Raw genomic sequence first — 18706 nt, 5'->3', positions numbered from 1 at the left:
AGTACGCCCGGCCCCATTGCTATTGGTGCCTGCCCAGTACTGGCGCCACCTGCCTGCGTGCAAAATCGCTTTACAGTGCTGCAGCCCGTCGATAGAGTTGCTGCATGCTCAATGCCCTCGATACCCACCTGTTAAATGCGACTCCACGCCAGCGCCTGCGCGGCTGGCCGCGCTTCCTGACTGAATTCCTGTATTTCGGCATCAAGGAGGCGAGGTCGTGCCTGTTCGTGGGGCTGTTTTTTGCTGCCGTGTTCCTGGTGCCGCGCGCCGGCCTGTTCGGCCTGCCGCGCTATGACGTGCTGCTGCTGGTGGCGCTGGCGATCCAGGCCGCGATGGTCTGGAGCGGACTGGAAACGTGGGATGAGCTGAAAGCCATTTGCCTGTTCCATGCGGTGGGCTTTGCGCTGGAAGTATTCAAGGTATCGGGGACGATCCAGTCTTGGAGCTATCCCGACTTTGCCTATACCAAAGTGTTCGGCGTTCCCCTGTTTTCCGGCTTCATGTATGCGGCGGTCGGCAGCTACATCATCCAGACCTGGCGCCTGCTCGACATGCGGATTCGCCACCATCCGCCATACTGGATGGCGGTGCTGATCGCTATACTGATCTACGCCAACTTCTTTACTCACCATTACATCGGCGACTATCGCTGGTACCTGGCCGCCTGCGCGCTGGGCTTGTATGCGCGCACCACTGTGGTGTTCCGTCCGCTCGACCGCGACCGCAGCATGCCCTTGCTGCTCGGTTTCGTGCTGGTCGGCTTCTTTATCTGGCTGGCTGAAAACATCAGCACTTTCTGGGGCGTGTGGCGCTATCCGAACCAGCTTGGCGCCTGGTCGGTGGTGCATGTCAGCAAATGGAGCTCCTGGTCGCTGCTGGTGGTGATGACGTTCACCATCGTGGCCCACCTCAAGCACATCAAGGCCAGCATCCACGTCGCCCAGCCCTAGGCCGGCATCCACGTCGCCCAGCCCTAGGCCGGGCTCCGGGCATCTCTTATTGCAGGCTGGCCGCCACCGCGTCGAAGCGCGCGCCCAGTGCGGCCTGCGGACCGCCTTGCAACTGCCTGGCGTACTGGCGCAGCACTTCCGCCGAATACGTGCGCGACGCGGACGACAGCTTCGGCAGCAACGGCAGCACGCGTTCCAGGTAGCCTGTGCCTTCCTGCCACTTGCCTTGCGCGGCCAGGGCCGACGCCAGTTCCACCATGCGGCGGCCGACGCGCGCATCGCTGCGTGGCTGCGCCGCTTCTTCCGTGGCCAGCGCTTGCCGGTACAGTTGCTCCGCTTCGGCATTCTTGCCCTGCAAGCGCTTGATGCGGCCCAGGTTGTATTGGCGCTGCGAGAGGATGTCCGCGCTGGCCCCGGCCTGCTCGGCGCTGCGCAGCGCCTGTACGCAAGCCAGTTCCGCTTCGCCAAACTGGCCCTTGAGCTCGGCCGCGTTGCAGGCGTCTTGTTGTGCGTTGGAGGTGGTGATCGTCGCTGGCGCCGCGCAGGCGGCCAGCAGGCTGACAGCGCATAGCAGGCTGATGGTATGGGTCTTCATAGTCTCCTCGGACGGGTGTCAAACACGGTGTATCGGTGGAGTCATGCTGCGATAAATATACTATAAGTTTTTTGGGGTGGGTGGCTTTTTGCCGGCGCGCGGCAAGGTGTGCGATTGACGCCGCTTGCGTGCTTCAGGGATACTCCGGGTCTGTCCACTACTGCGTGCCGCCGCCATGTCCAAGACTGTCCTGATCGTGGAAGATGAACAGGCGATTGCCGACAGCATCGCCTATGCCTTGCGCACGGACGGCTTTGCGCCGCGCCATGTGATGTTGGGCGAGCAAGCCCTGGCCGCGCTGCGTCCAACGCCCGGCGAAGCCGCGCAGATGCCCGTTTTGGTGGTGCTCGACGTGGGCTTGCCCGACATGAGCGGGCTGGAAGTGTGCCGCCGGCTGCGCCAGTTTTCCGAGGTGCCGGTGATCTTCCTGACGGCCCGCAGCGACGAGATCGACCGTATCGTCGGCCTGGAAATCGGCGCCGACGATTACGTCACGAAACCGTTTTCGCCACGCGAACTGGTGGCACGCATCCGCGTCATCCTGCGCCGCGCAGGTGTCGCGCAAGCTCCTCGCGAGACTGGCATGACGATAGTCGCGCCTGTCGCCGCGCCGGCGCGCTTCGAATTGCGCGCGCTGGAGGCGAAGGTGCTCTTTCATGGCCAGCCGCTGGACCTGACCCGCTATGAATACCTGTTGCTGAAAACCCTGCTCGCGCATCCCGGCCACGTGCTGTCGCGCGCGCAGCTGATGGAGCGCGTGTGGAGCGGGGCGCCGGACACGCTCGAGCGTACCGTCGACGCGCACGTCAAATCGCTGCGCGCCAAGCTGCGCGCTATCGATGCGCAAGTCGACCCCATCCACACCCACCGTGGCCTCGGCTACAGCCTGGCCGGCGCATGAAGATCGGCCTGCGCATCCTGCTCGGCTACTTCCTGATCGTCGGCCTGGCCGCATGGTTCCTGCTGAACGTCTTCATGGAGCAGGTCAAGCCCGGTGTGCGCTCGACCCTGGAAGACACCCTGGTTGATACTTCGCAGCTTCTGGCCAGCCTGGTGGCGCCCGACGTGAAGGCGGGCAGCCTGGCGCAGTCGCCCGTGGCAGAACGCATGCAGGATTACGCGCGCCATGGCGTGGACGTCAATATCAACGGCGTGCGCAAGCGCACGCTCGATTACCGCATCACCATCACGGACCGGCATGGCATCGTGCTGTTCGATTCCAGCGGGCGCGACGTGGGCCGCGACTATTCGCGCTGGAATGACGTGTACCTCACCTTGCAGGGCAAGTATGGCGCGCGCAGCACGCGCAGCCGGCCAGACGACGAGATGTCGACGGTCATGCACGTGGCCGCGCCGATTCGCGACGGCAATGAGGTGATCGGCGTGCTGACGGTGGCCAAGCCGAATGCCAGCGTGCAAGCGTTTGTCGAGCGCAGCCAGCGCAAGATATTGCAGCGCGGCGCCGTGCTGTTGCTGCTGTCGCTGCTGATCGGCCTGGCATTCGCCTGGTGGCTGCACCATGCACTGGGCAAGTTGATGCATTACATCGGCGACGTGGAGGCTGGGCGCAAGGTGGCGCTGCCGGCGCTGGGCCAGAACGAGATCGGCACGCTGGGGCGGGCGCTGGAGGCGATGCGCACACGCCTGGAGGGCAAGGAGTATGTGGAGCAGCTGATGCACACGCTGGCGCATGAATTGAAAAGCCCGATCGCCGCCATCCAGGCCTCTGCCGAGCTGCTGCAGGAAGACATGCCGCCGGCCGAGCGCCGCCAGTTCCTTGCCAGCATCCTGGAACAGAATGCGCGCCAGCGGCAACTGATCGACAAGCTGCTGGCCCTGGTGCGCGTGGAAAAGCAGCAGCGCCTGGATAACCCTGAGCGCATCGCGCTGGCGCCCCTGCTGGCGCAAGTGGCGCAGGATGCGGCCGCCACCCTGGCGGCGCGCGGCGTGCGCCTGCAGCTGCAGCACGACGAGGCGAGTGTGGCGGGCGACCCCCTGTTGCTGCGCCAGGCGCTGGGCAACTTGCTCGATAACGCGGCCGGCTTTGCCCCGCCCGGCAGCTGCATCGACCTGACGGCGCGGCGCCAGGGCAGCCAGGTGGAGATTGCCGTGCGTGACCGCGGCGCGGGCATCCCCGCATATGCGCTCGAACGCATCTTCGAGCGCTTCTACTCCTTGCCGCGCCCGAGCGCCGGTAAAAGCACGGGCCTGGGCCTGCCTTTCGTGCGCGAGGTCGCTTCCCTGCATGGCGGCACGGTCGAGGTGCTCAATCATGTGGAAGGCGGTGCCTGCGCGTGCCTGTGCCTGCCGCTGGCCTAGCGCACTTTATTTACAGGCTTCACACGGACTGCATCGTCAGCGCATACAGCTTTCCTACACTGGCCGCCTTACTTCAAGGATGCGCCATGCAAAAAACTCTCTTAGTCAAAGCGTTGATCGTGTTCGGCCTGATGTTGTTGATCGGCCTGCCTTTGCTGATGATTCAGGAAACGATCAAGGAGCGGATGGAATTCCGCCAGGAAGCCGTCAACAGCATCGCCGCCGATTCGGTGCGCGAACAAACCATCATCGGCCCCATCCTCGTGATTCCCTACACGGAGCAGTACGAGGAGCGCGTGGAAGTGGCCAAGGGTGATGACAAGGAAGCGAAAGCGCCTGCGCGCACGGAGTTGCTGCGCCGCTTGGTGCAGCGTCGCCTGCTCGTGTACCCGAACGATCTGCAGATCAACGGCAACATCGAGACGGACCGCCGTTACCGCGGCATCCACCAGGTGCTGGTCTACAGCGGCCAGCATGCGTTCAAGGGCGACTTCACGGTGCCGGCCAGCAGCCAGTTGCCGCGCAAGTCGCCGGACTCGCGCGTGACCCTGGGTCAGCCTTTCGTCGCCCTCTCCATCGAGGACGTGCGCGGCATCCGCAATATCCCAAAAATCGACTGGGGCGGACAAAAGATCGAGTTCGAGCAGGGTACCGACCTGTTTGCCTTCCGCAGCGGCTTGCATGCGCCGCTGGGCGCCATGCCTCTGGCGGCACCGCAGCAGGTGCGCTTCAGCTTTGACCTGGGCCTCGATGGCATCGAACGCCAGCATTTCGTGCCGGCGGCCAAGAACAGCCACATCCAGATCAAGTCGAACTGGCCCCATCCGCAGTTTGGCGGGCGCTTCCTGCCGTCGCCGAAGAATCGCCAGATCGATGCCCAGGGTTTCAATGTAGCGTGGAATATCTCGTCGCTGGCAACCAATGCGCAAACGCAACTGAGCACGATCGAAGGGGAATTCAAGGTGCCCGACAGCGCCCCGCTGGGCCAGATCGACCGCTTCAGCGTGGGCTTCATCGAGCCGGTGAACGTGTATTCGCAGTCGGACCGGGCCACGAAATATGGCTTGCTGTTCGTGGCGCTGACCTTTGCCGCCTTCTTCATCTTTGAAATCCTGAAAAGCCTGCCGATCCACCCGGTGCAATATTTGCTGGTGGGCCTGTCGCTGGTGATCTTCTTCCTGCTGCTGGTGGGCCTGGCCGAGCATATCGCCTTCCTGGCCGCCTATCTGATCGCCAGCGCCGCCTGTATCGTGCTGACCAGCTTTTACCTGGTGCACGTGCTGCACAACGCCTGGCGCGGCATCGGCTTCGGCGTGGCGCTGACCTTGCTGTATGGCGCCCTGTATGGTTTGCTGAGCTCGGAAAACAATGCGCTGGTAATGGGCAGCATCCTGCTGTTCACCGTGCTGGCCGTCATCATGGTGGCGACGCGCAAGGTGGACTGGTATCAGATTGGCAAAGGAGCGCCGCAAGAGTAAGGACCACTCGGCGCCATGCGTTGCCTTGCAGCCGGCCCGGAAGGAGAGATGTCCGGGCTGGCTTTTTTATTTGGCGCCGGAAAAACGCGGCGCCGTTAATTGGTAGCTGGTTGGTATTGTTTACGGTATTCTATTGGCATTGCTTTTTAAGTAATGGCGGTGCCGCGGCGCCTGCCCGGGGCGGTGCGAGGGTGGCGTGTCGTCCTGGTTGTTCTTCCATCTGATAAACGGAGATGAACTATGATCAAGAAGACGATGGCTTTCCTGTTTGCGCTGGGTATGAGCGCCTCGTATGCCATGGCTGGCAATGATTGCACGCTGGAGTGCGCCGTTCGGGCCAATACGTGCTCGGGCGGCATGCCCGGTTCGGCCTCGAGCCCCATCTGCGAGATGATCTACAAGCATTGCGTCGAGCAGTGCAAGGTCTGAGCTGAGCTACCCACAAGGGGACGCCAAGCCTGATTCGTGAGGGAAAGAGGACGCGTACGCCGTGTACGCGCCCTTGTTGTTTCTGCGGCCGCCAGTGACTTGCCGCCGAGGGCACCCGGTGTGTTAGGCCGCATGCCGCCGTGCTTTGCGTCCGTTAAGTTGCCTTATGGCAGGGTTTTTCAGGCGCTCCGACAACTCCTGCAGGGGCGTCGCGCAACACTTTGACATACCTCGTGTTAACTTGTTGCGTCAAGGGTTTTTGTGCTATATACTAGCCGGCTTCGGTATGGATTCGTCTTTTTTGAGTCCTACGTTACTTTGTAGTTAAACAAGCCCCGCCCAATCGCAGGTGGGAATGGAGAAAAAATGAGCCTAGGCCTTCTCGGTCGCAAGGTTGGTATGATGCGCATTTTCACGGATGAAGGGGATTCGATTCCTGTCACCGTGTTGGACGTATCGAACAACCGTGTTGCGCAAATCAAAACCCCTGAAACAGATGGTTACTCCGCTGTTCAGGTCGCATTCGGTCAACGTCGCGCTTCCCGCGTGACCAAAGCTGTTGCTGGTCATCATGCTAAAGCTGGTGTTGAAGCTGGTACTCTGTTGAAAGAGTTCCGCGTTGACGCTGCTAAAGCCGCTGAACTGAAAGCTGGCGATGTTGTCGCTGCTTCCCTGTTCGAAGTCGGTCAAAAGATCGACGTGCAAGGCGTTACCATCGGTAAAGGCTATGCAGGCGTTATCAAACGTTACCACTTCGCTTCTGGCCGTGCAACGCACGGTAACTCGCGTTCGCATAACGTTCCAGGTTCCATCGGTATGGCACAAGATCCAGGTCGCGTTTTCCCTGGTAAGCGCATGACCGGTCATCTGGGTGACGTTAACCGTACGATCCAGAACCTCGTGATCGCCCGTATCGATGCCGACCGTCAGCTGTTGCTGGTCAAAGGCGCGATTCCAGGTGCGAAAAATGGCCAGGTAGTTGTCTCGCCAGCCATCAAAACCAAAGCCAAGAAGGGAGCTTAAACGATGGAACTCAAGCTTCTGAATGCGCAAGGTCAAGCCGCCTCGAACGTTGCTGCAGCCGATACGATTTTCGGCCGTGACTACAATGAAGCGCTGATCCACCAAGTCGTCATCGCTTATCAAGCGAATGCACGTAGTGGTAACCGCAAGCAAAAAGACCGTGAAGAAGTTCACCACACGACGAAAAAGCCATGGCGCCAAAAAGGTACCGGCCGCGCTCGTGCTGGTATGTCGTCGTCGCCACTGTGGCGCGGCGGTGGTCGGATTTTCCCGAACTCGCCTGACGAAAACTTCACCCACAAAGTGAACAAAAAAATGTATCGCGCAGGTATCTGCTCGATCCTGTCGCAGCTGGCTCGCGAAGAGCGCCTGATCGTCATCGACGATCTGACGATCGACGCGCCAAAAACCAAGCTGCTGTCGCAAAAATTGAACGGCCTGGGCTTTGATTCGGTTCTGATCATCACCGACGTTCTGAACGAAAACCTGGAACTGGCATCGCGCAACCTGCCTAACGTACTCGTCGTTGAGCCACGTCACGCAGACCCGATGTCCCTGGTGTTCTACAAGAAGATCCTGGTCACCAAAGCTGCATTGGCCAAGATTGAGGAGATGCTGGCATGAGCGCGATTTTGAAACATAGCGAAGAACGCTTGATGAAGGTGCTGTTGGCGCCCGTGATTTCCGAAAAGGCCACCATGGTCGCGGAAAAGAACGAGCAAATTGTATTCCGCGTACTGCCGGATGCAACCAAGCCTGAAATCAAGGCAGCGGTCGAACTGCTGTTCAAGGTTGAAGTTCTGTCCGTGCAAACTGCAAACCGCGAAGGTAAGCAAAAGCGCACCGGCAAGTTCAACGGTCGTCGTAACCATACCAAGCGTGCTTTCGTGTGCCTGAAGCCTGGCCAGGAAATCAACTTCTCCGAGGAGGCTGCATAATGGCACTCGTTAAGATGAAACCAACCTCGCCAGGCCGTCGCGGCATGGTAAAGGTGGTGAATGCCGACCTGTACAAAGGTCGTCCGTTCGCTGCCCTGGTTGAAAAGAAATCCAAGACCGCTGGTCGTAACAACAACGGTCACATCACCACCCGTCATATCGGTGGTGGTCATAAGCAACACTATCGCTTGATCGACTTCAAGCGCACCAAAGATGGTATTCCAGCGAAAGTGGAACGTATCGAATACGATCCAAACCGCACCGCGAATATCGCTCTGTTGTGCTACGCCGATGGCGAACGTCACTACATCATCGCAACCAAAGGCATGGCCGTTGGCGACAGCGTGATGAACGGTTCGGAAGCACCGATCAAATCGGGTAACTGCTTGCCAATCCGTAACATCCCAGTCGGTACCGTGATGCATTGCGTCGAAATGCTGCCAGGTAAAGGTGCCCAAATGGCACGTACCGCCGGCGCTGGCGTTGTGCTGATGGCACGTGAAGGTACCTACGCTCAAGTGCGTCTGCGCTCGGGTGAAGTACGTCGCGTGCACATCGAGTGCCGTGCAACGGTTGGTGAAGTCGGCAATGCCGAGCACAGCCTGCGTAAAATCGGTAAAGCTGGTGCGATGCGCTGGCGCGGTGTTCGTCCTACCGTTCGCGGTGTGGTCATGAACCCGGTCGATCACCCGCACGGTGGTGGTGAAGGTAAAACAGCAGCTGGTCGTCATCCAGTTTCGCCTTGGGGCCAACAGACTAAGGGTAAGAAGACACGCAGCAACAAGCGTACTACTTCCATGATCGTCTCGCGCCGCGGCAAGAAATAAGGGGTAGCACATGACACGTTCATTGAAAAAAGGGCCGTTCTGTGACGCCCACCTGGTGAAAAAAGTTGAAGCCGCGCAAGCAGCCAAAGACAAAAAGCCAATCAAAACCTGGTCGCGTCGTTCGACAATCATGCCTGACTTCATCGGCCTGACGATCGCGGTGCATAACGGCAAGCTGCACGTGCCGGTTTATGTTTCCGAAAACATGGTTGGTCACAAGCTCGGCGAATTCGCACTGACCCGTACGTTCAAGGGCCATGCAGCTGACAAAAAGGCTAAGAAATAATGGAAACTAAAGCTATCCTCAAAGGTGTGCGCCTGTCGGACCAAAAGGGCCGCCTGGTTGCTGACCTGATCCGTGGCAAGAAAGTTGACGCTGCACTCAACATCTTGCAATTCAGCCCGAAAAAAGGTGCTGCGATCATCAAACGCGTTCTGGAATCCGCCATTGCGAATGCCGAGCACAATGATGGCGCGGACATCGACGAATTGTTCGTGAAAACGATCTACGTCGAAAAGGGCCCCGTCCTGAAGCGCTTCACCGCGCGTGCAAAAGGCCGTGGCGACCGTATTTCGAAACAATCCTGTCACGTTTACGTGACTGTCGGTAACTAAGGAGCCACGATGGGTCAGAAAATTCATCCAACCGGTTTCCGTCTGGCGGTCACCCGTAACTGGGCTTCGCGCTGGTATGCAGGCAACGGTAATTTCGCTGCCATGCTGAACGAAGACTTGAAAGCACGTGCTTACCTGAAAAAGAAACTGAAGAACGCTTCCGTTGGCCGCATCGTTATCGAGCGCCCAGCCAAGAACGCGCGCTTCACGATCTACAGCTCGCGTCCAGGCGTGGTCATTGGTAAAAAAGGCGAAGACATCGAAGTACTGAAGTCCGCGCTGACCAAGATCATGGGCGTACCTGTTCACGTGAACATCGAAGAAATTCGCAAGCCAGAAATCGACTCGCAACTGATCGCCGACTCGATCGCTCAGCAGCTGGAAAAACGGATCATGTTCCGCCGCGCCATGAAGCGTGCAATGCAAAATGCAATGCGTCTGGGTGCTCTCGGTATCAAGATCATGTCGTCCGGCCGTCTGAACGGTATCGAAATCGCACGTAAAGAGTGGTACCGCGAAGGCCGCGTGCCTCTGCATACCCTGCGCGCCGATATCGACTACGGTACCAGCGAAGCGTCGACCACCTACGGCATCATCGGTGTCAAGGTGTGGGTATACAAAGGTGACCGCGCGCCTAACGGCGATGCACCAGTCATCGATACCCCAGCTGACGAGAAGAAAAGCCGCGGCCCACGCCGTGACGATGGCAAGCCAGCTGGCCGTCCACGTCCAGCCGGTGCCGGTGCGAAACCATCCACAGCACCAGGTGCACGTGTGCGTACCGCCGCTAAACCGGCCGCCGCAGCAGCACCAGCTGAGAAAGCAGGAGAATAATCATGCTGCAACCAGCACGCAGAAAGTATCGTAAAGAGCAGAAAGGCCGTAATACCGGTATTTCGCACAGCCGCGGCACCGCCGTGTCGTTTGGCGAATTCGGTCTGAAGGCAGTTGCGCGCGGTCGTATCACTGCGCGTCAAATTGAAGCGGCGCGTCGTGCAATGACGCGTCACATCAAGCGCGGTGGCCGTATCTGGATCCGTATTTTCCCGGACAAACCGATTTCGAACAAACCGGCTGAAGTCCGTATGGGTAACGGTAAAGGTAATCCTGAGTACTACGTCGCTGAAATTCAGCCAGGCAAAGTACTGTACGAAATGGATGGCGTTGATGAAGCGCTGGCACGGGAAGCATTCCGTCTTGCCGCCGCTAAACTGCCACTGGCGACGACGTTTGTCATCCGCCAAGTCGGCCAATAATTGGAGTTGTATATGAAAGCATCTGAACTCCGCGGCAAGGACCAGCCAGCTCTGCAAAAAGAGCTGAATGACCTGTTGAAGGCACAGTTCGGCCTGCGCATGCAAATCGCTACGCAGCAGCTGAGCAACACTTCGCAGCTCAAGAAGGTACGCCGCGATATCGCGCGTGTGAAGACGGTAATGAATCTGAAGGAAGCCAAATGAACGAACCAGTGAAACAGTCGCTCAAGCGCACGCTGATCGGTAAAGTGGTTTCGGACAAGATGGACAAGACCGTTACCGTTCTGATCGAGCGCCACGTAAAACATCCTTTGTATGGCAAGATCATCATGCGTTCGAACAAGTATCACGCGCATGACGAGACCAACCAAGTCAAGGCCGGTGACACGGTCGAGATCCAGGAAGGTCGCCCGATCTCCAAAACGAAGGCATGGACGGTGACACGTGTGGTTCAAGCCGCACCAACCGTTTAAATAAAAACCACCGTTTCGGCGGTGGCTTTTAATTAGTACTTGCAGGCCCGCAAATTGTATGTAATACTTGCGGGCTTCGTTCATGTAACGCCGCAAAGTGTCTGGCCACAGACAGTAGCATTCGCGGTCAGTTGATGTATGAAGGTCATGCACCCAAACAGTGAAGCCCAGCAGGGCGGCTCTGGCGGGACCAAGACTGACCGTGGGTCTACATTGTGTGGATTCTTCGGCTTAAGTTGGGAAAGAGAATACTATGATTCAAACTGAAAGCCGGCTCGAAGTGGCTGACAATACCGGTGCCAAAGAAGTAATGTGCATCAAGGTATTGGGCGGCTCCAAGCGCCGTTATGCTGGCATTGGCGATGTGATCAAGGTAACCGTTAAGGTTGCTGCGCCACGTGGCCGTGTCAAAAAAGGTGAAATTTATAACGCCGTGGTTGTGCGCACCGCTAAAGGTGTTCGCCGCCAAGACGGTTCCCTGGTGAAGTTCGACGGCAACGCCGCCGTTCTGTTGAACGCCAAGCTGGAACCGATCGGTACCCGTATTTTTGGACCTGTCACGCGCGAACTGCGCACTGAGAAGTTCATGAAAATCGTGTCCCTGGCACCGGAAGTCCTGTAAGGAGTCGTAATGGATAAGATTCGTAAAAACGACGAAGTCATCGTTCTGACCGGGAAAGACAAGGGCAAACGTGGTGTGGTACAGCAGCGTATCGATGCTGAACATATCGTGGTTGACGGCATTAACATCGCTAAAAAAGCGACTAAGCCAAACCCGATGACTGGCGTAACTGGTGGTATCGTCGATAAGACCATGCCAATTCACGTGTCCAACGTTGCATTGTTTAATGCAGCGACTGGCAAGGCAGATCGCGTGGGTTTCAAAGAAGTGGACGGCAAGAAAGTTCGCATCTTTAAATCCTCCGGCGAAGTAGTGAAGGCTTAAGAAATCATGGCACGTCTCCAAGAATTCTATAAAGAAAAAGTCGTTGCCGACCTGACCAGCAAGTTTGGTTACAAGTCGGTAATGGAAGTTCCACGCCTGACCAAGATCACCCTGAACATGGGTGTTGGTGAGGCTATCGCGGATAAAAAAGTTCTCGAGCACGCAGTTGCTGACTTGACCAAGATCGCCGGCCAGAAGCCAGTGACCACCAAGTCCCGCAAAGCGATCGCAGGCTTCAAAATCCGTGAAGGTTACCCGATCGGTACGATGGTCACCCTGCGCGGCGCTCGCATGTACGAGTTCCTGGATCGCTTCATTACCGTGGCTCTGCCGCGCGTACGCGATTTCCGTGGTGTGAACGGCCGTGCATTTGATGGTCGTGGCAACTACAACATCGGTGTCAAGGAACAGATCATTTTCCCTGAAATCGAATACGACAAGATTGACGCGTTGCGCGGTATGAATATCAGCATCACGACAACCGCTAAGACCGATGACGAAGCCAAAGCTTTGCTCGCCGCCTTTAAATTCCCTTTCAGGAACTGATCATGGCCAAACTGTCACTGATTAATCGTGAGATCAAGCGTGCTGACCTGGTGGCGAAATTCGCCCCTAAGCGCGAAGCTCTCAAGGCCATCGTCGATGACCAATCGAAATCGGAAGAAGAGCGCTACGAAGCTCGCCTGAAATTGCAGGCGCTGCCACGTAACTCGAACCCGACGCGTCAACGTAACCGTTGCGCCATCACTGGTCGTCCGCGCGGCACATTCCGTAAATTCGGTCTGGGTCGTATCAAGCTCCGTGAATTCGCCATGCGTGGTGAAATTCCGGGTATGACAAAAGCAAGCTGGTAATAGGAGAATATGCAATGAGTATGAGCGATCCTATCGCCGATATGCTGACCCGCATTCGCAATGCACAAGGCGTGCAAAAGACGACCGTGGCCATGCCATCGTCGAAAGTCAAAATTGCGATTGCCAGCGTCCTGAAGGACGAGGGTTACATTGAAGATTTCGCTGTTGCCGAAGCTGGTGGCAAAGCGGAACTGAAAATCGGTTTGAAGTATTATGTTGGCCGTCCCGTCATTGAGCGCTTGGAGCGCGTGTCCCGTCCGGGTCTGCGCGTCTACAAGGGTAAAGACGAGATCCCTGTTGTGATGAATGGCTTGGGTGTGGCGATCGTGTCGACTCCGCAAGGCGTCATGACTGACCGCAAAGCACGCGCTACCGGTGTCGGCGGCGAAGTTATTTGCTACGTGGCTTAAGGAGTTACACATGTCTCGAGTAGCTAAAATGCCTATCGTAGTGCCAGCTGGCGCCGAAGTCGCCATCTCCGCACAAGCGATCACCGTAAAAGGCCCGCTGGGCGTACTTTCCCAGGCCCTCACCGGCCAGGTCAAAGTGGAAAACAATGCAGGAACCCTGAGTTTCGACGTGGCGAACGACAGCCGCGAAGCCAATGCCATGTCCGGCACGCTGCGCGCACTGGTCAACAACATGGTTGTTGGCGTCACCAAGGGTTTCGAGAAAAAGCTGAACCTGGTAGGCGTGGGTTACAAGGCGCAAGCTCAAGGCGACAAGCTGAATCTGTCCCTGGGTTTCTCGCACCCTGTAGTGCATGACATGCCAGCTGGCGTTACCTGCGCAACACCAACCCCGACCGAGATCCTGATTAAAGGTATCGACCGTCAACAGGTTGGCCAGGTAGCCGCTGAAGTTCGTGCTTACCGCGCTCCTGAGCCTTATAAAGGCAAGGGCGTTCGCTATGCGGACGAAGTGGTTAAGCTTAAAGAAACCAAGAAGAAGTAATTAGGGGCTGACGATGGATAAGAAAGAATCACGGCTTCGCCGCGGACGCCAAACCCGCATCAAGATTGCGGAATTGAAAGTAAATCGCTTGTCGGTGCATCGCACCAACCTGCACATTTACGCCAACCTGATCAGCCCGGACGCTAAAGTCCTGGTTTCGGCCTCGACGGCTGAAGCGGAAGTTCGCGCTGAACTGGCAGGCCAATCCGGCAAAGGCGGCAATGCCGCTGCTGCAGCCTTGATCGGCAAGCGCGTCGCTGAAAAAGCGTTGAAAGCAGGGATTACCGAAGTTGCGTTTGACCGCTCCGGTTTCCGTTACCACGGCCGTGTGAAAGCGTTGGCAGAAGCCGCACGCGAAGCCGGTCTGAAGTTCTAAGGATCAATCATGGCAAAAATGCAAGCAAAAATGCAAAGCGACAAGCCGGATGATGGCATGCGCGAAAAAATGATCGCGATCAACCGCGTGACCAAAGTGGTCAAGGGTGGTCGTATCATGGGTTTCGCCGCGCTGACCGTAGTTGGTGATGGCGATGGCCGCGTCGGCATGGGCAAGGGCAAATCGAAAGAAGTGCCAGTTGGCGTGCAGAAGGCAATGGAAGAAGCCCGTCGCAACCTGATCAAAGTACCGCTCAAAAACGGTACCTTGCATCACACGGTTGTTGGTCGTCACGGCGCCTCCAAGGTCCTGATGAACCCAGCTAAGCCTGGTACTGGCGTTATCGCTGGTGGCGCAATGCGCGCTATCTTCGAAGTGATGGGCGTGACGGACGTGGTGGCGAAATCCACCGGTTCGAACAACCCATACAACCTGGTACGCGCTACGCTGGACGGCCTGTCGAAAATGAGCACTGCTTCCGATATCGCTGCCAAACGCGGCAAGTCGGTCGAAGACATTCTGGCTTAAGGTGGACAAAATGACAAACACAGTCAAAGTGCAATTGGTCAAGGGCTTGATCGGTACGCGCGAATCGCATCGCGCTACCGTGCGCGGTCTGGGTCTGCGTCGTGTAAATTCGGTTTCCGAATTGCAAGACACCCCATCCGTACGCGGCATGATCAATAAAGTATCGTATCTCGTTAAAGTTGTCGGGTAAGCCTTCGGGCTTACACGAACGGAGCAAATCATGGAATTGAATACTATTGCACCAGCCGAAGGCGCTAAGCACTACAAGCGTCGCGTCGGTCGCGGTATCGGCTCCGGCCTGGGTAAAACCTCGGGTCGTGGTCACAAAGGTCAGAAATCGCGTTCGGGCGGCTTTCATAAAGTCGGTTTCGAAGGCGGTCAGATGCCTCTGCAACGCCGTCTGCCTAAGCGCGGTTTCAAATCGATGCACGCAACCTTCAAAGCTGAAGTGCGCCTGTCCGATCTGAACAACCTGGCTGTTGGCGATGTCGACATTCTGGTCTTGAAGCAAGCTGGCGTTCTGGGCGTGTTGGCCCGTGACGTGCGCGTGATCTTGTCCGGCGAAATCACCAAAGCGGTGAATTTGAAGGGCTTGAAAGTGTCCGCTGGCGCGAAAGCAGCCATCGAAGCAGCCGGCGGCTCGGTAGCCTGAGTTGACCGCTAACAGCTTGATCGGAGCGAAAATTGGCGACTAATCCACAACTTGCTAAAAGTGCAGCGGCCGGTTTCCCTTGGGGACGGCTCTGGTTTTTGCTTGGCGCATTGGTGGTTTATCGTATCGGTGCTCACGTCCCGGTTCCCGGGATTGACCCGACACAATTAGCCTCGCTGTTCAAGGAGCACGAAGGCGGCGTCCTGGGCATGTTCAACATGTTCTCGGGCGGTGCCTTGTCTCGTTTTACAGTGTTTGCGCTGGGTATCATGCCTTATATCTCGGCCTCGATCATCATGCAATTGCTGTCGATCGTGTCACCGCAGATGGAAGCGTTGAAAAAAGAAGGCGAAGCAGGTCGTCGCAAGATCACCCAGTACACCCGGTATTTCACGGTTGCCCTGGCACTGTTCCAAGCGTTAGGCATTGCAGTCGCACTGGAGTCGCAAGCTGGTCTGGTGTTGGAACCTGGTCTTGCATTCCGCTTCGTGACGGTCGTCACTTTGTTGACCGGAACAATGTTTTTGATGTGGTTGGGTGAGCAAATTACCGAGCGTGGCTTGGGGAATGGCATCTCGATCATCATTTTTGCCGGGATTGCAGCAGGTCTGCCGTCGGCGTTGGGTGGCTTGTTCACTCAGGTGTCGAATGGTTCGATCGGCAGCTTCAGCGCGATTTTCATCGTGATCCTGGTAGCACTGGTAACGTACTTCGTTGTATTCGTCGAACGTGGTCAGCGCAAAATATTGGTCAATTACGCGAAGCGCCAGGTAGGCAACAAGATTTATGGCGGTCAAACCAGCCATTTGCCGTTGAAGCTGAACATGGCCGGCGTGATCCCGCCGATCTTTGCTTCTTCGATCATCTTGTTCCCGGCCACTATCGTGGACTGGTTTTCAAAGGGCGCCGACAACGCTAACCCTGCGGTGCGGTTCTTGAAAGATTTGGCAGCATCGATGGGGCCTGGTGAGCCTATCCATGCGCTGTTGTACGCAGTGGCGATCGTGTTTTTCTGTTTCTTCTATACAGCGCTGGTCTTTAACAGCAAGGAAACAGCGGATAACTTGAAGAAAAGCGGTGCGTTCATTCCCGGGATCCGTCCAGGCGAACAGACAGCCCGTTACATCGACAAGATCCTGACACGCTTGACACTTGCCGGCGCAGTCTACATCACCCTGGTGTGTTTATTGCCGGAATTTATGCAAGCCCAGTGGAAAGTACCATTCTATTTCGGCGGTACTTCTTTATTGATTATTGTAGTTGTCACCATGGATTTCATGGCGCAAGTACAGAACTACGTGATGTCGCAGCAATATGATTCACTGCTGCGCAAAGCAAATTTCAAGGGCGGAATTCCGACGCGTTAAGCGCGGTAAACATACCGAATGGCAAAAGACGACGTCATACAGATGCAGGGCGAGATTCTTGAGAATCTCCCAAATGCAACATTTCGAGTGAAGCTGGAGAACGGACACGTGGTGCTCGGGCATATTTCAGGTAAAATGCGGATGAACTATATTCGCATTCTCCCTGGAGACAAGGTGACGGTGGAGTTAACGCCGTACGACCTGAGCCGAGCCCGCATTGTGTTCCGTACCAAGTAACACACTGAATCAAACCAAAGAAGCGAAAGAAAGAGCCCAAAAATGAAAGTTCTCGCATCAGTCAAGCGGATCTGCCGCAACTGCAAGATCATCAAGCGCAAAGGCGTAGTCCGCGTTATCTGCGTGGAACCACGTCACAAGCAGCGTCAAGGTTAATCGAGGAATAACAAATGGCACGTATTGCAGGGGTTAATATCCCAAATCATCAGCATACCGTTATCGGCCTGACGGCCATCTACGGTGTGGGCCGTCCACGCGCAGAGAAAATCTGTGCATCGACCGGTGTAGCAACCAACAAAAAGATCAAAGATCTGGATGACAGCGAACTGGAAAAGCTGCGCGATGAAGTAGGTAAATTCATCGTCGAAGGCGATCTGCGTCGTGAACTGTCCATGAACATCAAGCGTTTGATGGATCTGGGTTGCTACCGCGGCATGCGTCATCGTAAGGGTCTGCCTTGCCGTGGCCAGCGTACGCGTACGAACGCACGTACCCGCAAGGGACCGCGTAAAGCCGCTCAATCGCTGAAAAAATAATCCGCTAGGGAATAATTATGGCTAAGTCGCAAAATAACGCCGCATCAGCACGCGTGCGTAAAAAAGTTAAAAAGAACGTCGCTGAAGGCATCGCACATGTCCACGCTTCGTTCAATAACACCATCATTACCATCACCGATCGTCAAGGCAATGCCTTGTCGTGGGCTACCTCCGGCGGTGCAGGCTTCAAGGGTTCGCGTAAATCGACCCCATTCGCAGCGCAGGTCGCCGCGGAAGCCGCTGGTAAAGTGGCTGTTGAGTGTGGCGTGAAGAACCTGGAAGTACGTATCAAGGGCCCAGGTCCTGGTCGTGAGTCCGCCGTTCGCGCGCTGAACAACCTGGGCATCAAGATCACCGAGATCCAGGACGTGACGCCGGTACCGCACAACGGTTGCCGTCCACCGAAACGTCGTCGTATCTAAGATAGTGTTGCAGAGGGCGCTTCGGCGCCAGCTGCTTTGCTGTCTGTTGTAACTCAGTACAGTTGTGTGAAAACGCTGGAGCAGGGAGCCGGAAACGGTTATACTGCCCGGCTGTTCTTGCCTGTCAAATTCTGTTTGACGGGTTTTTCGTTTTCAGCCACCGTCTGATTGAAACCAAATCAGACTAGCGCCTAACCGCATCAATGTGTTTGATCATGCATGTGGCTGGGGCGTTATCATTTAAAAAAAGGAAGTATCGTGGCACGTTATATCGGACCTAAAGCAAAACTTTCCCGCCGTGAAGGTACAGACCTGTTCCTGAAGAGCGCACGTCGCTCGCTGGACAGCAAGTGCAAACTGGACGTCAAGCCAGGCCAGCACGGTGTCAAATCCGGCGCCCGCACCTCGGACTACGGTAACCAACTGCGCGAAAAGCAAAAAGTCAAGCGCATGTACGGCGTGCTGGAACGTCAATTCCGCCGCTACTTCGCTGAAGCAGACCGTCGTAAAGGCAACACCGGCGAAACGCTGTTGAAGTTGCTGGAAACGCGTCTGGACAACGTTTGCTACCGCATGGGCTTTGGCTCGACCCGCGCTGAAGCGCGTCAATTGGTCAGCCACAAAGCGTTCACCGTGAACGGTATCGTTGTGAACATCGCTTCGTACGCAGTCAAAGTTGGCGACATCGTTGCTGTTCGTGAAAAATCGAAAAAGCAAGTGCGTATCGTTGAAGCACTGTCGCTGGCTGAACAAGTTGGTATGCCTAGCTGGGTTTCGGTTGATGCCAAGAAAATGGAAGGTACCTTCAAGTCCCTGCCAGAGCGTAACGAAATCGCTAACGACGTCAACGAATCGCTGATCGTCGAGCTGTACTCGCGTTAATAGTAGTTAGCAAGACTCCCGCCCACTCACTTTCTTGAGTGGGCGTTTT

At 56.6% G+C, this 18706-nt stretch carries 32 protein-coding genes; 31 read left to right on the top strand and 1 reads right to left on the bottom strand.

Translation table 11 applies throughout. From position 1 onward, the window contains the following. Positions 1 to 104 precede the first annotated feature (104 nt). Entirely contained in the window at positions 105 to 950 is an 846-nt protein-coding gene (locus tag O0879_RS25815) for a DUF817 domain-containing protein (protein WP_289919471.1), read from the top strand. A 46-nt stretch (positions 951 to 996) separates the two neighbouring features. Here O0879_RS25815 and O0879_RS25810 read toward each other — a convergent pair whose 3' ends face one another. Continuing rightward, positions 997 to 1545, bottom strand: coding sequence for a tetratricopeptide repeat protein (locus O0879_RS25810; protein ID WP_289919470.1), 549 nt, complete (start codon positions 1543 to 1545; stop codon positions 997 to 999). A gap of 175 nt (positions 1546 to 1720) precedes the next feature. Here O0879_RS25810 and creB point away from each other — a divergent pair, with 175 nt between their 5' ends. From creB to rpsD, 30 genes are all read left to right on the top strand, one after another. Beyond that, on the top strand, positions 1721 to 2446 hold the full coding sequence (creB, locus tag O0879_RS25805) for a two-component system response regulator CreB (RefSeq protein WP_289905797.1): 726 nt from the start codon (positions 1721 to 1723) through the stop codon (positions 2444 to 2446). Further along, entirely contained in the window at positions 2443 to 3864 is a 1422-nt protein-coding gene (gene creC, locus O0879_RS25800) for a two-component system sensor histidine kinase CreC (protein ID WP_289919469.1), read from the top strand. Before creB ends, creC begins: the two co-directional genes overlap by 4 nt. Before the next feature lie 86 nt (positions 3865 to 3950). Continuing rightward, complete coding sequence (gene creD / locus O0879_RS25795; protein WP_289919467.1) at positions 3951 to 5342, top strand: cell envelope integrity protein CreD; 1392 nt, start codon at positions 3951 to 3953, stop codon at positions 5340 to 5342. A 240-nt stretch (positions 5343 to 5582) separates the two neighbouring features. Beyond that, the gene (locus O0879_RS25790; protein WP_289919466.1) at positions 5583 to 5771 is read left to right on the top strand and encodes a hypothetical protein; all 189 of its coding nucleotides are present in this window, start codon (positions 5583 to 5585) and stop codon (positions 5769 to 5771) included. Positions 5772 to 6137: 366 nt separating this feature from the next. After that, entirely contained in the window at positions 6138 to 6794 is a 657-nt protein-coding gene (gene rplC / locus O0879_RS25785; protein WP_010394393.1) for a 50S ribosomal protein L3, read from the top strand. Between the two features lie 3 nt (positions 6795 to 6797). Beyond that, the gene (gene rplD / locus O0879_RS25780) at positions 6798 to 7418 is read left to right on the top strand and encodes a 50S ribosomal protein L4 (RefSeq protein WP_034753197.1); all 621 of its coding nucleotides are present in this window, start codon (positions 6798 to 6800) and stop codon (positions 7416 to 7418) included. Then, positions 7415 to 7732 carry a 50S ribosomal protein L23 gene (rplW, locus tag O0879_RS25775; protein ID WP_010394398.1) on the top strand — a complete coding sequence of 106 codons (318 nt, stop codon included), beginning with the start codon at positions 7415 to 7417 and terminating at the stop codon, positions 7730 to 7732. Before rplD ends, rplW begins: the two co-directional genes overlap by 4 nt. After that, positions 7732 to 8559: a 50S ribosomal protein L2 gene (rplB, locus tag O0879_RS25770; protein WP_034753198.1), complete on the top strand. Its 828-nt coding sequence runs from the start codon at positions 7732 to 7734 to the stop codon at positions 8557 to 8559. Before rplW ends, rplB begins: the two co-directional genes overlap by 1 nt. 10 nt (positions 8560 to 8569) lie before the next feature. Further along, positions 8570 to 8845: a 30S ribosomal protein S19 gene (gene rpsS / locus O0879_RS25765; protein WP_008444295.1), complete on the top strand. Its 276-nt coding sequence runs from the start codon at positions 8570 to 8572 to the stop codon at positions 8843 to 8845. Next, positions 8842 to 9174, top strand: a complete 333-nt coding sequence (gene rplV, locus O0879_RS25760; RefSeq protein WP_170840583.1) for a 50S ribosomal protein L22 — start codon at positions 8842 to 8844, stop codon at positions 9172 to 9174. Before rpsS ends, rplV begins: the two co-directional genes overlap by 4 nt. Positions 9175 to 9183: 9 nt before the next feature. Next, positions 9184 to 10008: a 30S ribosomal protein S3 gene (gene rpsC, locus O0879_RS25755; RefSeq protein ID WP_034753199.1), complete on the top strand. Its 825-nt coding sequence runs from the start codon at positions 9184 to 9186 to the stop codon at positions 10006 to 10008. Positions 10009 to 10010: 2 nt separating this feature from the next. Beyond that, on the top strand, positions 10011 to 10430 hold the full coding sequence (rplP, locus tag O0879_RS25750; protein ID WP_034753201.1) for a 50S ribosomal protein L16: 420 nt from the start codon (positions 10011 to 10013) through the stop codon (positions 10428 to 10430). A gap of 12 nt (positions 10431 to 10442) precedes the next feature. After that, entirely contained in the window at positions 10443 to 10634 is a 192-nt protein-coding gene (gene rpmC, locus O0879_RS25745) for a 50S ribosomal protein L29 (RefSeq protein ID WP_010394412.1), read from the top strand. Further along, positions 10631 to 10903 carry a 30S ribosomal protein S17 gene (rpsQ, locus tag O0879_RS25740; protein ID WP_010394415.1) on the top strand — a complete coding sequence of 91 codons (273 nt, stop codon included), beginning with the start codon at positions 10631 to 10633 and terminating at the stop codon, positions 10901 to 10903. The genes rpmC and rpsQ overlap by 4 nt, the downstream gene beginning before the upstream one ends. Positions 10904 to 11156: 253 nt before the next feature. After that, a complete protein-coding gene (gene rplN / locus O0879_RS25735; protein WP_008444317.1) occupies positions 11157 to 11525 on the top strand; it encodes a 50S ribosomal protein L14 in 369 nt (122 codons plus the stop codon). Positions 11526 to 11534: 9 nt separating this feature from the next. Beyond that, the gene (gene rplX, locus O0879_RS25730) at positions 11535 to 11849 is read left to right on the top strand and encodes a 50S ribosomal protein L24 (RefSeq protein WP_034753204.1); all 315 of its coding nucleotides are present in this window, start codon (positions 11535 to 11537) and stop codon (positions 11847 to 11849) included. A gap of 6 nt (positions 11850 to 11855) precedes the next feature. Next, the gene (gene rplE, locus O0879_RS25725) at positions 11856 to 12395 is read left to right on the top strand and encodes a 50S ribosomal protein L5 (protein WP_010394421.1); all 540 of its coding nucleotides are present in this window, start codon (positions 11856 to 11858) and stop codon (positions 12393 to 12395) included. 2 nt (positions 12396 to 12397) lie between these two features. Continuing rightward, positions 12398 to 12703: a 30S ribosomal protein S14 gene (gene rpsN / locus O0879_RS25720; RefSeq protein WP_010394423.1), complete on the top strand. Its 306-nt coding sequence runs from the start codon at positions 12398 to 12400 to the stop codon at positions 12701 to 12703. A gap of 14 nt (positions 12704 to 12717) precedes the next feature. Next, a complete protein-coding gene (rpsH, locus tag O0879_RS25715) occupies positions 12718 to 13113 on the top strand; it encodes a 30S ribosomal protein S8 (RefSeq protein ID WP_034753208.1) in 396 nt (131 codons plus the stop codon). A gap of 10 nt (positions 13114 to 13123) precedes the next feature. Beyond that, positions 13124 to 13657 carry a 50S ribosomal protein L6 gene (rplF, locus tag O0879_RS25710; RefSeq protein ID WP_034778281.1) on the top strand — a complete coding sequence of 178 codons (534 nt, stop codon included), beginning with the start codon at positions 13124 to 13126 and terminating at the stop codon, positions 13655 to 13657. 13 nt (positions 13658 to 13670) lie between these two features. Further along, positions 13671 to 14033, top strand: coding sequence for a 50S ribosomal protein L18 (gene rplR, locus O0879_RS25705; protein WP_010394431.1), 363 nt, complete (start codon positions 13671 to 13673; stop codon positions 14031 to 14033). A 9-nt stretch (positions 14034 to 14042) separates the two neighbouring features. Further along, the gene (rpsE, locus tag O0879_RS25700) at positions 14043 to 14561 is read left to right on the top strand and encodes a 30S ribosomal protein S5 (protein WP_010394433.1); all 519 of its coding nucleotides are present in this window, start codon (positions 14043 to 14045) and stop codon (positions 14559 to 14561) included. Between the two features lie 10 nt (positions 14562 to 14571). Then, positions 14572 to 14751 carry a 50S ribosomal protein L30 gene (gene rpmD / locus O0879_RS25695; RefSeq protein WP_010394435.1) on the top strand — a complete coding sequence of 60 codons (180 nt, stop codon included), beginning with the start codon at positions 14572 to 14574 and terminating at the stop codon, positions 14749 to 14751. A 30-nt stretch (positions 14752 to 14781) separates the two neighbouring features. After that, a complete protein-coding gene (gene rplO / locus O0879_RS25690; RefSeq protein WP_034753211.1) occupies positions 14782 to 15213 on the top strand; it encodes a 50S ribosomal protein L15 in 432 nt (143 codons plus the stop codon). Between the two features lie 32 nt (positions 15214 to 15245). Further along, positions 15246 to 16580, top strand: coding sequence for a preprotein translocase subunit SecY (secY, locus tag O0879_RS25685; protein WP_010394438.1), 1335 nt, complete (start codon positions 15246 to 15248; stop codon positions 16578 to 16580). An 18-nt stretch (positions 16581 to 16598) separates the two neighbouring features. Next, on the top strand, positions 16599 to 16817 hold the full coding sequence (infA, locus tag O0879_RS25680) for a translation initiation factor IF-1 (RefSeq protein WP_005663428.1): 219 nt from the start codon (positions 16599 to 16601) through the stop codon (positions 16815 to 16817). A 42-nt stretch (positions 16818 to 16859) separates the two neighbouring features. After that, a complete protein-coding gene (gene rpmJ, locus O0879_RS25675) occupies positions 16860 to 16973 on the top strand; it encodes a 50S ribosomal protein L36 (RefSeq protein WP_010394471.1) in 114 nt (37 codons plus the stop codon). Between the two features lie 14 nt (positions 16974 to 16987). Then, positions 16988 to 17353, top strand: coding sequence for a 30S ribosomal protein S13 (rpsM, locus tag O0879_RS25670; RefSeq protein WP_046681666.1), 366 nt, complete (start codon positions 16988 to 16990; stop codon positions 17351 to 17353). Between the two features lie 17 nt (positions 17354 to 17370). Further along, positions 17371 to 17775, top strand: a complete 405-nt coding sequence (rpsK, locus tag O0879_RS25665; RefSeq protein WP_010394475.1) for a 30S ribosomal protein S11 — start codon at positions 17371 to 17373, stop codon at positions 17773 to 17775. A 258-nt stretch (positions 17776 to 18033) separates the two neighbouring features. Next, positions 18034 to 18657 (top strand): 30S ribosomal protein S4, encoded by a 624-nt coding sequence (rpsD, locus tag O0879_RS25660; protein WP_010394478.1) that lies wholly within the window; start codon positions 18034 to 18036, stop codon positions 18655 to 18657. Positions 18658 to 18706: the final 49 nt, after the last annotated feature.

The sequence above is a fragment of the Janthinobacterium sp. SUN120 genome (genome assembly GCF_030397735.1).
Classification (GTDB): domain Bacteria; phylum Pseudomonadota; class Gammaproteobacteria; order Burkholderiales; family Burkholderiaceae_D; genus Janthinobacterium; species Janthinobacterium kumbetense.
This window is presented reverse-complemented; position numbering and strand designations above follow the sequence as displayed.